Source organism: Luteimonas sp. 100069 (assembly GCF_003813845.1).
In the GTDB taxonomy this organism is placed as follows: domain Bacteria; phylum Pseudomonadota; class Gammaproteobacteria; order Xanthomonadales; family Xanthomonadaceae; genus Luteimonas; species Luteimonas chenhongjianii.
The window spans coordinates 211,699-224,326 of the sequence record NZ_RPFN01000002.1 but is presented as its reverse complement, the minus strand read 5'-3'; the positions used below and the strand labels follow the sequence as shown (position 1 = coordinate 224,326).

Here is a 12,628-nt window from a genome sequence, read left to right as displayed (position 1 = left end):
GTCGCCGAAAAGTACCGCCAGGGCCCGCGGCGGGCGTCGTGGCAAACCACGCCCACCGCCGCTGCGGGGCGCACCGCTGCGCCGTCCATTCCGCAATGCGGTCCGGCGTATGGACGGTCCTGCGTCGGCCGCGCGCCTCCGCCTCCCGCTAACGCGTCCACCGCGCAGTCGAGTCACCCCGCTCTGCTAGGCTTGCGCCCATGAGCGAAGCTGCAGCACCCGCCGAAACGGCGTCACACACCCCGATGTCCCGCCGCTTCCGCGGCTTCCTGCCGGTCGTCGTCGACGTCGAAACCGGCGGTTTCGAGGCGCGTCGCCACGCCCTGCTGGAAATTGCCGCGATCCCGCTGGATCTCGACGACGACGGCCGCCTGGTGCCCGGCAGTCCCGTGCACGCGCATGTCGAACCGGCCGACGGCACGTCGATCGATCCGCAGTCGCTCGAAGTGACCGGCATCGATATCCATCATCCGTTCCGCTTCGCCAAGCCCGAGTACGACGCGCTCGACCATGTGTTCGCGCACGTGCGCAACGCGGTGCGCCACCACAATTGCCAGCGCGCGATCCTGGTCGGCCACAACGCGCACTTCGATCTGGGTTTCGTCAACGCTGCAGTGGCACGCACCCAGCACAAGCGCAACCCCTTCCATCCGTTCAGCGTGTTCGACACCGTGACCCTGGCCGGCGTGGCCTACGGGCAGACCGTCCTGGCGCGCGCGGTGGCGGCGGCGGGGCTGGAATGGGACCAGAACCAGGCGCATTCGGCGCTCTACGACACGACGCTGACCGCGCAGCTGTTCTGCCGCATCGCCAATGCATGGCCGGCGATGGCGCCGCCGGCCGACTGATCCACCCGCGCGAACGCACTCAGCCCGGCGCGCGGCGCAGGGTCAGCACGGTGATCTCGGACGGCACGCCGATGCGCGTGGCGAAGCCCGGCCACAGGCCGGCGCCGTTGCTGACATAGAGCTGCATGCCGGCCACCCGGTACAGACCCGAGACGAAGCCACCGTTCGCGCGCGCGACGAGCCGGTGCATGCCGGTGATGTGACCGCCATGCGTATGTCCCGAGAGCTGCAGCGCGACGCCGCGCGAGGCGGCTTCGGGCGCCGCGACGGGGCGATGGTCGAGCAGGATTACCGGCGCCTGCGGCGGCGCGCCGGCGAGCGCTGCGTCGAGATCGGGGCCTGGCAGGCCGTAGCGTTCGGCCACCGGATCGGTGACGCCGGCGATGGTCAGCACCGCATCCCCGCGCGCGATCCCCAGATGCGTGTTCTCCAGGACCTGCATGCCCAGCGCGCGGAAGGCATCCATCCATGCCCGGTACTGGGCGTAGTACTCGTGGTTGCCGGTGATCGCCACGACGCCGTCGGGTGCGCGCAGGCCAGCCAGCGGCCGCACGTCGTCGGCGCGCGCCTCCACACTGCCGTCCACCAGATCGCCGGTGATGACGACCAGGTCGGGCTGCTGCGCGTTCGACAATGCGACGACATCGGCGACCCAGTCGCCGGTCAGCAGCCGGCTCGCGTGGATATCGGTCAACTGCAGCACGCGGTAGCCCTCGAAGGCCGCCGGCAGCCCGTCGATCGCGATCTCGACCTGCCGGACCTTCGGGACCGCCATCGCCTGCCAGGTCCCGTACAGCGCCAGCAGCAGGGCCAGCGCCGCGGCCGCAGGCCTCGGCCCCGGCGCGCGGAGGCGCGCGAGCGCCCCCCGCCGACGCAGGACCCGCGCCAGCAGCGTCACCGCGTCCAGCACGAGCACGAATACCGCCGTCAGCAGCAACGCGATGAAGCCGGTCCCCAGCGTGGCGATCACGAGTTTCGGCAGCTCGGGCGACGCCATGCTCCCGGCGAAGCGCGCGACGATGCGGTGATGCAGGGCCAGCCCGTACACGAGTACCGCCAGCGCGCTGCGGACTGGCCAGGACAGGCGAAGCGGCCACACCAGGCGCAACACCACATAGGACGCAAGAACGATCGCGACGACACTCAGCACAGGCACTTCCGGCTAGAAAACACAGGCGACCCGCTTGGCAGGGCCGCCGCGCGGGGCCGGCAATGGTCCCCGATGCGGACCGCTTGCACCAGCGCATTGGGCGGGCGCGGGCCTGCATGCGTCATCACAGCGCGCGGCCTGTGCGACCGCGCAGTGCGTGCGGTGCGCGTATCAGCCCTGCAGTCAGCTTGCGAGCTTCAGCCCGACGATGCCCATGACGATCAGGCCCAGGCTGATCAGACGTCCCGGCGTCGCCGGATCGCCCATAAGCACGATGCCGAGGATGACCGTGCCGACGGCGCCGATACCGACCCAGATGGCATAGGCCGTGCCCACGGGTAGCGTCCGCATCGCAACGCCCAGCAGGCCGATGCTGATCGCCATGGCCGCCAGCGTGGCGACGCTGGGCCAGAGCCGGGTGAAGCCTTCGGTGTACTTGAGGCCGATCGCCCAGGCGATCTCGAACAGCCCGGCCAGAACGAGAATGATCCACGACATACGCTGCCTCCACCGTGGCGATGGGGCCGTCCCCGGGAGCGGTGTGTCCCGGCAGGGTCGTCCCTGCCGTCGCCGAGCAATGCTAGCGACGCGCGACTGAATCGACCGGAATCAGTCGTCGCACACGCGGAACAGCTGCCGCCCGCAAGCACCGAACCCACAGACCGCCGGTTTCATCCTCGGCGAGGCTGAGCACAGACGGGACGACGCCCGGCTGCAGCTCGACCGGTATCAGCGGGCCACCGGACACCTGGCGGTCCAGACCGCTGGAATCGCGCAGCGCGCCCGCCGGCGGATCGCCCGGCGGTGGCACGAATGCGGCGACCGGCCAGGCAAGCGTCAGTACCAGCAGTCAGGGCAACACACACGGACGCGCGCTCGCCCCTCGCCGTCCCTGGCGTGCACGCACGCACCGCCTGCCACTGGGTTTCCCGGGGTCAGCCCTGGCGCTGGCGGACCGCTTCGAACAGGGTCACACCTGCGGCCACCGACACGTTGAGGCTCTCCACGCCACCGGCCACATCGACGCCGGGCATCGGGATCGTCACCAGCTGGTCGCAATGTTCGCGGGTCAGGCGACGCAGGCCGTCGGCTTCGCCGCCCAGCACCAGGGCGACGTTGCCGCGCAGATCGAGCGCGTACAGCGACGCGTCGGCCTCGCCGGCCAGGCCGTAGATCCAGACGCCGAGCTTCTGCAGGTCGCGCAGCGTGCGCGACAGGTTGGTCACGCGCACGACCGGCACGCTGTCCGCGGCGCCGGCGGATGTCTTGCGCACCGTGGCATTGACCTGCACCGCCTTGTCCTTGGGAATCACGACTGCAGTGACCCCGGCCGCGGCTGCGCTGCGCAGGCAGGCGCCGAGGTTGTGCGGATCCTGCACACCGTCGAGCACCAGCAGCAGGGCCTTGCCCTCGGCGGCCTCCACCAGGCCTTCGAGTTCGTCCTCGTCCCAGGTTTTCGCCGCCGCATAGCGCGCAACCGCGCCCTGGTGGCGCAGGCCGCCGGCGACGCCATCGAGCGCCTGCTGGTTGACCCGGCGCACGTCGATGTCGCGGCGACGCGCGCTCGATTCGATCTCGACGATGCGCGGATTCTTCGCGCCGGCTTCGAGCAGGACCTCGCGCACGTTCTCGGCGTCGTGCTCGACGGCCGCCGCGACGGCATTGATGCCGACGATCCACTGGTTCTGCTTGTTGCTCATACGTGCGCTGGAGAGACGGGAAACGGGTCGGCAAGCGTACACGAGCGCGCCTGAGCAGGCCCTGCGCGGCGGCTCAGGTGTCGTGATCTGGGTGCTGGTTGGAGACGATGTCGGCCATGAACGCGCTCGCGGCCTCGTCGTCGCTGCGCCGCCTGGGAAGCTGCGCCAGCGCGTCCACGAACGGCAGCGCCGCCTCGGTGCCGTACTGGATCACCGGCGGCAGACGCGCCGGTGTGTCGAACGCACCTGCGGCAATGGCCAGCCCCTGGGGCGACTCGTAGGTCAGCGGCGTTCCGCAGTCGGCGCAGAAGCCGCGTTGCACCAGGTTCGACGATGCATAGCGCCGGGGCGCGCCGCGGGTCCATCGGAACGTGGCCTCTTCGACCGAGACCAGCGGTGCGTAGTACGCACCGAAGGCCGTCTGGCACATGCGGCAATGACAGACCGAGGCCTCGAGCAGGCCCTGCGCCCGGAAGCGCACCGCGCCGCATTGGCAGCCGCCCGTGTACACCGCTTGCGCACTGTCCACGGGCGTGACCTCAGTAAGGCTTCTTTTCGCGCTTGGCCGGCTTGCCGCGCGGCGGGAGCGGTTTCGGCCCACCCTGCTCGGCCGCATCCGGATCGACGAGCCGGAAATCGATCTTGCGGTCTTCCAGGCTGGCCTTGAGCACGATGATCCGCACCCGGTCGCCCAGGCGGTATTCGCGCCCGGCGCGCTGGCCGTTGAGGGTCCGCCGGATCGGATCGAAGCTGTAGAAATCGTTCGGCAGCTGGGTGACGTGGACCAGGCCGTTGACCTTCGACTGATCGAGTTCAACGAACAGACCGAAGCTGGTCACGCCGCTGATCACGCCGTCGAACTGGCCGCCGACATGCTGCTCCATCCATGCCGCCCGGTAGCGCTCGTCGACTTCGCGCTCGGCCTCGTCGGCGCGTCGCGCGCGCTCCGAGCACTGCAGCGACAGGCTCTCCATCAGGCGCGGCGTGTAGAGGAACTTGGCCAGCGGCTGGCCCGACAGCACGTGTTTGATCGCGCGATGCACCAGCAGGTCGGGATAGCGGCGGATCGGCGAGGTGAAGTGCGCATACGCGGCAAGAGCCAGGCCGAAGTGGCCGATGTTCTCGGTCGTGTAGACCGCCTGGCTCTGGCTGCGCAGCAGCACCGACTCGAGCAGGGTCGCATCGGGTCGTTCGCGGATCTTCTTCAGCAGCTGGGTGAAGTCCTTGGGCTGCACCTTCGACCACGGCGGCAGGCGCAGCGAGAACTCCTTGAGGAACTCCAGCAGGTCGGCGTACTTCGACTCCGGCGGCTTGTCGTGGACGCGGAACGGCGCGGGAATGCCGGCTTCGAGCAGGAATTCCGCAGCCTGGACATTGGCCGCGATCATGCATTCCTCGACCAGCTTGTGCGCATCGTTGCGCTGGAGCATGCCGGCCTGGGTGACCTCGCCGGTGTTGTCGAGCACGAAGCGCACCTCGCTGCTCTCGAACTCGATCGCGCCGCGCTTGGCCCGGGCCTTGGCGAGCACCGCGTAGAGCTGGTGCAGGCGCTCGACCTGCGGCAGGACCGGCGCGATCGCCGCGCGCGTTTCGGCATCGTCCTCGCCGACCGCCTTCCACACCTGGGTGTAGGTCAGGCGCGCGTGCGAATACATCACCGCCTCGTAGAACTTCGAATGCGACACCGTGCCGTCGCGCTGCACCTGCATGTCGCAGACGAAGCACATGCGGTCGACCTTGGGCTTGAGCGAACAGATGCCGTTGGACAATGTTTCGGGCAGCATCGGCACGACGAACCCGGGGAAGTACACGCTGGTCGCGCGCAACTGGGCCTCGTCGTCGAGCGGCATGCCGGGGCGCACGTAGTTGGACACGTCGGCGATCGCGACCACCAGGCGGAAGCCGTCGCGGTTGGGCTCGCAGTACACCGCGTCGTCGAAATCCTTGGCGTCCTCGCCGTCGATCGTCACCAGCGGCAGGCTGCGCAGATCGACGCGGCCGCCGATCATCCGTTCTTCCACGTCCACCGGTATCGCGGCGGCTTCCTCGAGCACCGCCGGCGAGAACTCGTGCGGCAGGTTGTGGCCGTGGATCGCGGCTTCGACCACCAGCGACGGCTTGAGCACGTCACCGAGCACGGTCAGCACGCGGCCGATCGGCGGGCGGTGCGCGTCACCCGGCGCGGTGATCTCGCAGACCACCAGCTGACCGTGCTGCGCCTCCTGGCGCGCGTCGGCGGGAATCTGGATATTGCGCTGGATGCGGCGATCGTCGGGCACGACGTAGCTGATGCCGTGTTCGACCGAGAAACGGCCCATGAGGCGCGTGGTGCGCCGCTCGAGCACCTCGACCACCACACCGGCGCGCCGGCCGCGTGAATCGACATTGGTGAGGCTGGCCAGCACGCGGTCGCCGTGCATGGCCTTGCGCATCTCCGCCGGCGGCAGGAACAGATCCTCTCCGCTGCCCGAATCGGGGCGCAGGAAACCGAAGCCTTCCGGATTGGCGATCACCGTGCCGGGGATCAGATCCATGCGCTTGGCCGGCACCAGGCCGCCGCGGCGGTTCTGCAGCAGCTGGCCTTCGCGCATCATCGCCGCGACCCGCTTGCCCAGGGCGTCGGCGCGGTCGGGTTCGGTCAGGCCGAGCTTGGCCGCGAGCTCCTCGGCGGTCATCGGCCCGTCGGCGTCGGCGAGCACCTGCAGGATCGCTTCGCGACTGGGGATCGGATTGGCGTAGCGCGCCGCCTCGCGCGTGGCGTAGGGATCTTCGAAGCGCCCGCCACGTGCCGCGGCTGGTGGCGGCTGCGCCGGGGTCGCAGCGGACTTCGGCGCGCCCGAGCGCAAAGCCCGTTGCAGGCCGGGATCGGGCATCCACGGCGGCAGTGCGGTCGCGCCGCGCGCGCCGCTGTCGCTGTCTCGTTGGGGGCGGCCGGCGTCGTCAGGGCCGCGCTTGCGGGCCCCCTGCTTCGCGGGACCGGACGTGTCGCGGCTGCCGCCGCGCTTGCTGGGTGGTTTAGCCATTGGCGCGATGGTACAGCTTCGCCTGCGAGGAGCGCATCGATGCTTGCCCCGACCGGCGCCACATCCACAAACGCGTTGACAAGCGCCCGGCGCATCGACAACATACGCGCCCTGACCTGCCCGGGTGGCGGAATTGGTAGACGCACTAGCTTCAGGTGCTAGCGGGGGCAACTCCGTGGAGGTTCGAGTCCTCTCCCGGGCACCAAGGTCATCGCAGGCTTACCACCTGCGAACATCAAACCCGCCAAGGCGGGTTTTTTTGTGCCCGCTGCCCTCGATGCGACAACGCCGCCATCGCGACTGGGCCACGCACAGCCCGGCGGGGCCGTCATGGACCATGTCTCGCTCAGGCTGCTGCACGTGACCGCTGCCGCGGCCTGGGTGAGCGGGCTGCTGGGCGCGGCGCTCGGCGTGGCACTCCACCGTGCGATGGACTCTGCCGCCGGCCGTTCGGTGCTTGCGAGCCTGCGCAGCTGGCACCGCTGGGTGACCACGCCGGCGATGCTCGTGGTGCTCGGCTGCGGCGGATACATCGCCCTGCAGGCAGGCTGGATCGTGATGCACTGGCTGCAGATCAAGCTGGTCCTTGTCGCCTCGCTGGTGGTGATGCAGGTCCTGCTGGACCATGCGCTGGGGCGCATCGTGCGCGCGCAGGCACCGAGTCCACTGCCGATGGTCCTGCGCCAAGCAGCGCTGCTGACCTTGCTGGCCGCCCTGGCCATTGTCGGGCTGGCACTGGCAAAGCCGTTCTGAGGACCTGCACTGCATCGCCCCGCCGGGTGCCGCTTCTTCGCGGCGCATTGACAGCCGCATCGCGGGCCCGCAGAATTCGCGCCCTGACCTGCCCGGGTGGCGGAATTGGTAGACGCACTAGCTTCAGGTGCTAGCGGGGGCAACTCCGTGGAGGTTCGAGTCCTCTCCCGGGCACCAAGGTCATCGCAGGCTTACCACCTGTGAACATCAAACCCGCCAAGGCGGGTTTTTTTGTGTCTGATGCTTTGCCCTGAGATCCGAGGTTGCGGCGAGCGGCCCAGGACCAGCGCCTGCGGCTTAAGCCGTCGCGCGGCGCGTGTCGACCGCATCCGACGCGCGTGCGACAGGAGACGCACGCTTCAGCGTGATCGGGTGGCGCATGGCCCCCGCCATATCGTCGACGCCGCAGCCGATGGACCGTCTCAGTCCCGCTTGCGGTTGCCCGGATTGCCCGGGGGGCCGTCGCCGCCGCGACGCGCGGTATTGCCCGCCACCGCGCCCGGCATCGAGGCCGGGTCGTTGCGTTCGTCCTGATCGCGCTTCTCGGCCGATTCGCCGGGCACCTTGGGGGCGTCTGGCGTGCGCGTCTTCTCCAGCGGTCCGCGCGCGGTGTCGGGGGCGTTGTCTTGGGTCATCGGGCGAGCTCCGTGGACGGTGACCCGCAGTGTCGCGCCGCCGAGCGTGTGCGGACGTGAGTTCCGGGCCAACCGCCCGCCTCCGTTACGCCCGTCGCGCGTGGGCGGGCCCGATGTCGCCGGCCCGCTGCCTGCACACGTCAGTGGTCGGCGCGCACGCGGCGCTGCTCGCGCACTTCGAACCACATGCCGTTGAGGATCGCGAACGTCGCGGCCAGGCCGATGCCGAGGATCCAGGCGAAGTACCACATGGTGTCGTTTCCTTGAGAGTGCGCGCTGTCAGTACGCGTTGGGGGTGTCGGCGACGCTGGCGTCGGTGACCTTGCCGCGCAGGACGCGGTAGACCCAGCTGGTGTAGGCCAGCACCAGCGGCAGGAACACGATCGTCGCCAGCAGCATGATCCACAGCGTCATCCGGCTGCTGGAGGCATCCCAGAGGGTGAGCCCGGCCGAGGGCATGCTCGATGACGGCAGCAGGAACGGGAAGATCGCAAAGCCGACGGTCAGGATCACGCTGGCGATGGACACGCCCGATGCGATGAACGCCGACATCCCGAAGCGCATGCGCAGCAGCCAGGCCGAGGCAAGCGCGCCGGCGATGCCCAGCAGCGGGGCGAGCATCGTCCATGGCATCGTCTGATAGTTGTCCATCCACGCGCCCGGCGCCGTTATCACCTGCTTGTGCAGCGGATTGGACGGAAGGCCGCCATCGACCACGGATTCGATGCGGAATCCGTCGATTCCGGTCGCGATCCACACCCCGGCGCCGACGAACAGCAATGCACCCGCCAGGGCCGCGACGCTGCCGTAGCGGGCGGCGCGGTTCGCGATCGGACCATCGGTCTTGATCACCAGCATCGCCGCACCGTGCGCGACCAGCAGGCTCACGCTGACCAGGCCGGCGAGGAGTGCGAACGGTGTCAGCAACGCGAAGAACCCACCGGTGTAGACCGGGCGCAGCTCGGGAGTGAAATGGAACGGCACGCCGAGCAGCACGTTGCCCACCGCCACGCCGAAGATCAGCGCGGGCACCGCGCCGCCGATGAACAGCGCCCAGTCCCAGGTCTGCTTCCAGCGCGTGTTCTCGACCTTGCCGCGGAACTTGAAGCCGACCGGCCGCAGGATCAGCGCGAACAGGATCAGGAACATCGCGAGGTAGAACCCCGAGAAACTCACCGCGTACAGCGGGGGGAATGCGGCGAAGATCGCACCGCCGCCGAGGATCAGCCAGACCTGGTTGCCCTCCCAGACCGGGCCGATGGTGTTGACGACGATGCGACGCTCCGCATCGGTCCTGGCGACGAACGGCAGCAACGTGCCCACGCCGAGATCGAAACCGTCCATCACTGCGAAGCCGATGAGCAGCACGCCCAGCAGCAGCCACCAGATCAGGCGCAGCGTGGCGTAGTCGAGGGGAATGAAGTCCATGGGGAATGTCCTGGGGCAGACGCGTCAGGCGCGCGCGTTGGGGGCGGGATCGAGATCGTCGGCAGCCTGCAGCGGCAGACCGTCCCGATCGGGCACCGGATCATCGACAGCGGCCGGCGCGGCGTCGTGCGCAGGCGGGGCGAGCACGTCCGGGCCCTTGCGGATCGCGTTGAGCATCAGCTTGGCCGCGACGATCGCCAGACCCGTGTAGATGATCACGAAGCCCGCCAGCGAGATCAGAATGTCCTTGAGCGCGATGCCCGAGGCTGCATAGAACGTCGGCAGCACGCCTTCCACGGCCCAGGGCTGGCGACCGTACTCGGCGACGAACCAGCCGCATTCGATGGCGATCCACGGCAGCGGCAGGCTGAACAGTGCGACCCACAGGAAACGCCGGCTGTCCTCGATGCGGTTGCGGCTCACCAGCCAGAAGGCGATGGCGAAGAACGCGATGAGGTAGAAGCCGATGACCGCCATGATGCGGAAGGTCCAGAACAGCGGCGCCACGCGCGGCACGGTATCCAGCGCGGCCTGCGAGATCTCGGCCTCGGAAGCGGCCAGGATGTCGTCTCGATAGCGCTTGAGCAGCAGCGCATGGCCCAGATCCGCCCAGTGCCGGTCGAAGGCTTCGCGCGCGGCGGTGTCGTTGCGGTCCTCACGCAGGCGCTCCAGCGCGGCGTAGGCGAGCTGGCCGCCGCGGATGCGGTGTTCGGCGCGCTCGACGAGTTCAAGGATGCCGGGGATTTCGCCATCGAGCGAACGCGTCGCGATCAGCCCCATCAGCCAGGGAATCTTGACCTCGAAGCGGTTCGACTGGCTGGCCTGGTCCGGCAGGCCGATGACGGTGAAGCCGGCCGGCGCGGGCTCGGTGTGCCACATCGCCTCGATCGCGGCGAGCTTCATCTTCTGGTGTTCGGTGGCGGCGTAGCCGCTCTCGTCCCCGAGCACCACGACACTCAGCGCCGAGGCCAGGCCGAAGCTCGCCGCGACCGCGATCGAGCGGCGCGCGATGTCCTGGTGCTTGCCACGAAGCAGGTAGAACGCGCTGACCGACATCACGAAGATCGCGCCGGTCACGTAGCCGGCCGAGACCGTGTGCACGAACTTGGCCTGCGCGACGGGATTGAAGATCACCGCCATGAAGTCGGTGATCTCCATGCGCATCGTGTCGGGGTTGAACACCGCGCCGACCGGGTTCTGCATCCAACCGTTGGCGACCAGGATCCACAGCGCGGAGAAGTTCGCGCCCAGCGCCACCAGCCAGGTGATCACCAGGTGCTGCAGCTTCGACAGGCGGTTCCAGCCGAAGAAGAACAGGCCGATGAACGTGGCTTCGAGGAAGAACGCCATCAGGCCTTCGATCGCCAGCGGCGCGCCGAAGATGTCGCCGACATAGTGGCTGTAGTAGGCCCAGTTCATGCCGAACTGGAACTCCATGACGATGCCGGTCGCCACGCCCACCGCGAAGTTGATGCCAAACAGCACGCCCCAGAACAGCGTCATCCGCCGCCAGACGTCGCGGCCGGTCATCACATAGACGCTTTCCATGATCGCCATCAGGAAAGACAGCCCCAGGGTCAGCGGGACGAACAGGAAGTGGTACATCGCGGTCAGCGCGAACTGCAGGCGGGACAGTTCGACGACGGTCATGTCGATCATGGGGTGCGGCCGGAGCGGGTCATGCGCGCAGGTTGCGCCGCAGCCGCGGGCTCGGCATTGATCTGGATCAATGCGCTTGCGACCGCGCCTGCTGTCAGTGGACGCTCTGCTTCAAGCCCCTCTCCCCCTGGGAGAGGGGTTGGGGTGAGGGCAGCCGGTCGAGCGGCGCTGCAAGACAAAGTGACCCTTCCAACCACGCAGGAGGGGATCTGTTCCAGACGCCGCCAAGCAACCGTTGCAGCTGCCGCCGATCTGCTCCGGCACAAGCGAATGCTTGATCCCGCATCTGCATCGACGTCCCTCACCCGACCCTCTCCCGGAGGGAGAGGGGCTCAGGCTGGTCGCGTCCTGCAGAAATCGCCGGCGCTGCGCAGGGACTGCCGCACGCGCCATCGCTGCCGCACTAGAGCCCCGCCGAGGCCCGCAGCGCCGGCACGTCGACCAGATCGATCCGGTGTGGATCCGTGAACGCGACCGCCCCGCTCTGGCGCAGCTTGGTGAAGCTGCGGCTCACGGTCTCGATCGTCAGACCCAGATGGTCGGCGATGTCGGCGCGGGTCATCGGCAGATCCACCTGGCCGGCCGGTGCGCCGCGGCGGCGCTGGCGCTCGGCGAGTTCGACCAGGAATCCCGCGAGGCGTTCGCTCGGCCCCAGCCGGGCCAGCAGCATCAGGCTGCCGCGGGTCGCATCGAGCTCGCTGCAGGCTTGGGCCAGCAGGCCCGATTCGAGATCGGGATAGCGCTGGCACAGGCTGCGCATCGACTGCATCGGGAACACGCACAGCACGCAGTCGGTCACCGCTTCGAGCGTATGCCGGTAGTGCGGCGCGCCGCTGAAGCCGATGAAATCCCCGACCATCAGGAACCCTGCCACGAGCCGGCGCCCGTCGGGCAGCAGACGCACGCGGCGCAGCATGCCGCGGGTGACGGTGTAGACCTCGCGTCGCGCGTCGCCCTCGTGCGCGAGCGTCGCGCCGGCCGGCAGCAGCACTTCGCCGGCCACCGCCTCCAGCGCCTGGGTCTCGGTGGCGGGGATCGACGCACAGACCGCGAGCGGCCGGGCCAGGCAACCGGCGCAGCCACTGTGCGCCGCGCGCTTGGGCGTACCGGCGGCCGAATGGCGCGCCGGTCCGGCAGTATCGGGGGACGTGCGCGTACGCGCCTTGATGTGCATGGCCGCCATGATACCGCCCGCGTCGACGGCCACCGGCTCGCGACCGGTGGCGCCGCTGGGCGTCATCCCTGCACGGCTGGGGATGGCGCGCCGCAGCTTGACCGGTCCCGACGCCCCGCTGGTCGATTCCCCTCCACCCCCGCCCCCGCTGCACGCACCCAGGGCAATGACCTGTCCGCCAGAGCCGGCGCACGCCATGACCGTATGCCGCTGAACGCGGCGTCGATCGCCCTGCCGCCAACGGACGCAGCACCTGCG

At 69.2% G+C, this 12,628-nt stretch carries 12 protein-coding genes and 2 tRNA genes; 4 read left to right on the top strand and 10 right to left on the bottom strand.

Annotated features, from left to right (window positions below; genetic code table 11):
• Positions 1-200: 200 nt before the first annotated feature.
• Complete coding sequence (rnt, locus tag EGK76_RS07510) at positions 201-848, top strand: ribonuclease T (protein ID WP_096297581.1); 648 nt, start codon at positions 201-203, stop codon at positions 846-848.
• 19 nt (positions 849-867) lie between these two features.
• Here rnt and EGK76_RS07505 read toward each other — a convergent pair whose 3' ends face one another.
• From EGK76_RS07505 to rnr, 5 genes are all read right to left on the bottom strand, one after another.
• Complete coding sequence (locus tag EGK76_RS07505) at positions 868-1,998, bottom strand: metallophosphoesterase (protein ID WP_123832188.1); 1,131 nt, start codon at positions 1,996-1,998, stop codon at positions 868-870.
• A 183-nt stretch (positions 1,999-2,181) separates the two neighbouring features.
• Entirely contained in the window at positions 2,182-2,496 is a 315-nt protein-coding gene (gene sugE / locus EGK76_RS07500) for a quaternary ammonium compound efflux SMR transporter SugE (protein WP_096297579.1), read from the bottom strand.
• A gap of 437 nt (positions 2,497-2,933) precedes the next feature.
• Positions 2,934-3,698 carry a 23S rRNA (guanosine(2251)-2'-O)-methyltransferase RlmB gene (rlmB, locus tag EGK76_RS07495; RefSeq protein ID WP_096297577.1) on the bottom strand — a complete coding sequence of 255 codons (765 nt, stop codon included), beginning with the start codon at positions 3,696-3,698 and terminating at the stop codon, positions 2,934-2,936.
• Positions 3,699-3,771: 73 nt separating this feature from the next.
• On the bottom strand, positions 3,772-4,227 hold the full coding sequence (locus EGK76_RS07490) for a GFA family protein (protein ID WP_199730880.1): 456 nt from the start codon (positions 4,225-4,227) through the stop codon (positions 3,772-3,774).
• Between the two features lie 10 nt (positions 4,228-4,237).
• Positions 4,238-6,721, bottom strand: coding sequence for a ribonuclease R (gene rnr / locus EGK76_RS07485; RefSeq protein WP_123832186.1), 2,484 nt, complete (start codon positions 6,719-6,721; stop codon positions 4,238-4,240).
• Between the two features lie 118 nt (positions 6,722-6,839).
• Between rnr and EGK76_RS07480 the strand changes: the two genes are divergently transcribed.
• The 3 genes from EGK76_RS07480 (at position 6,840) to EGK76_RS07470 (ending at position 7,651) form a co-directional block, all read left to right on the top strand.
• Positions 6,840-6,926 (top strand) — tRNA-Leu (locus EGK76_RS07480).
• Between the two features lie 125 nt (positions 6,927-7,051).
• Positions 7,052-7,474, top strand: a complete 423-nt coding sequence (locus EGK76_RS07475; RefSeq protein ID WP_123832185.1) for a CopD family protein — start codon at positions 7,052-7,054, stop codon at positions 7,472-7,474.
• 90 nt (positions 7,475-7,564) lie between these two features.
• A tRNA-Leu gene (locus EGK76_RS07470) sits at positions 7,565-7,651 on the top strand.
• 245 nt (positions 7,652-7,896) lie between these two features.
• Here the strand turns inward: EGK76_RS07470 and EGK76_RS07465 are convergent.
• The 5 genes from EGK76_RS07465 to EGK76_RS07445 form a co-directional block, all read right to left on the bottom strand.
• Entirely contained in the window at positions 7,897-8,109 is a 213-nt protein-coding gene (locus tag EGK76_RS07465; protein WP_123832184.1) for a hypothetical protein, read from the bottom strand.
• A gap of 140 nt (positions 8,110-8,249) precedes the next feature.
• On the bottom strand, positions 8,250-8,360 hold the full coding sequence (cydX, locus tag EGK76_RS07460; protein WP_096297572.1) for a cytochrome bd-I oxidase subunit CydX: 111 nt from the start codon (positions 8,358-8,360) through the stop codon (positions 8,250-8,252).
• A 28-nt stretch (positions 8,361-8,388) separates the two neighbouring features.
• Complete coding sequence (gene cydB, locus EGK76_RS07455) at positions 8,389-9,537, bottom strand: cytochrome d ubiquinol oxidase subunit II (protein WP_123832183.1); 1,149 nt, start codon at positions 9,535-9,537, stop codon at positions 8,389-8,391.
• A gap of 24 nt (positions 9,538-9,561) precedes the next feature.
• Positions 9,562-11,196 (bottom strand): cytochrome ubiquinol oxidase subunit I, encoded by a 1,635-nt coding sequence (locus EGK76_RS07450; protein WP_123832182.1) that lies wholly within the window; start codon positions 11,194-11,196, stop codon positions 9,562-9,564.
• Positions 11,197-11,599: 403 nt separating this feature from the next.
• Positions 11,600-12,436, bottom strand: a complete 837-nt coding sequence (locus tag EGK76_RS07445; RefSeq protein WP_233580212.1) for a Crp/Fnr family transcriptional regulator — start codon at positions 12,434-12,436, stop codon at positions 11,600-11,602.
• Positions 12,437-12,628 lie beyond the last annotated feature (192 nt).

What these genes read in the sequence shown, in the direction of transcription:
- rnt (WP_096297581.1), top strand. Translation starts at nt 201, where the DNA reads ATGAGCGAAGCTGCAGCACCCGCCGAAACGGCGTCACACACCCCGATG.
- sugE (WP_096297579.1), bottom strand. Translation starts at nt 2,496, where the DNA reads ATGTCGTGGATCATTCTCGTTCTGGCCGGGCTGTTCGAGATCGCCTGG.
- rlmB (WP_096297577.1), bottom strand. Translation starts at nt 3,698, where the DNA reads ATGAGCAACAAGCAGAACCAGTGGATCGTCGGCATCAATGCCGTCGCG.
- rnr (WP_123832186.1), bottom strand. Translation starts at nt 6,721, where the DNA reads ATGGCTAAACCACCCAGCAAGCGCGGCGGCAGCCGCGACACGTCCGGT.
- EGK76_RS07475 (WP_123832185.1), top strand. Translation starts at nt 7,052, where the DNA reads ATGGACCATGTCTCGCTCAGGCTGCTGCACGTGACCGCTGCCGCGGCC.
- EGK76_RS07465 (WP_123832184.1), bottom strand. Translation starts at nt 8,109, where the DNA reads ATGACCCAAGACAACGCCCCCGACACCGCGCGCGGACCGCTGGAGAAG.
- cydX (WP_096297572.1), bottom strand. Translation starts at nt 8,360, where the DNA reads ATGTGGTACTTCGCCTGGATCCTCGGCATCGGCCTGGCCGCGACGTTC.
- cydB (WP_123832183.1), bottom strand. Translation starts at nt 9,537, where the DNA reads ATGGACTTCATTCCCCTCGACTACGCCACGCTGCGCCTGATCTGGTGG.
- EGK76_RS07450 (WP_123832182.1), bottom strand. Translation starts at nt 11,196, where the DNA reads ATGATCGACATGACCGTCGTCGAACTGTCCCGCCTGCAGTTCGCGCTG.
- EGK76_RS07445 (WP_233580212.1), bottom strand. Translation starts at nt 12,436, where the DNA reads ATGACGCCCAGCGGCGCCACCGGTCGCGAGCCGGTGGCCGTCGACGCG.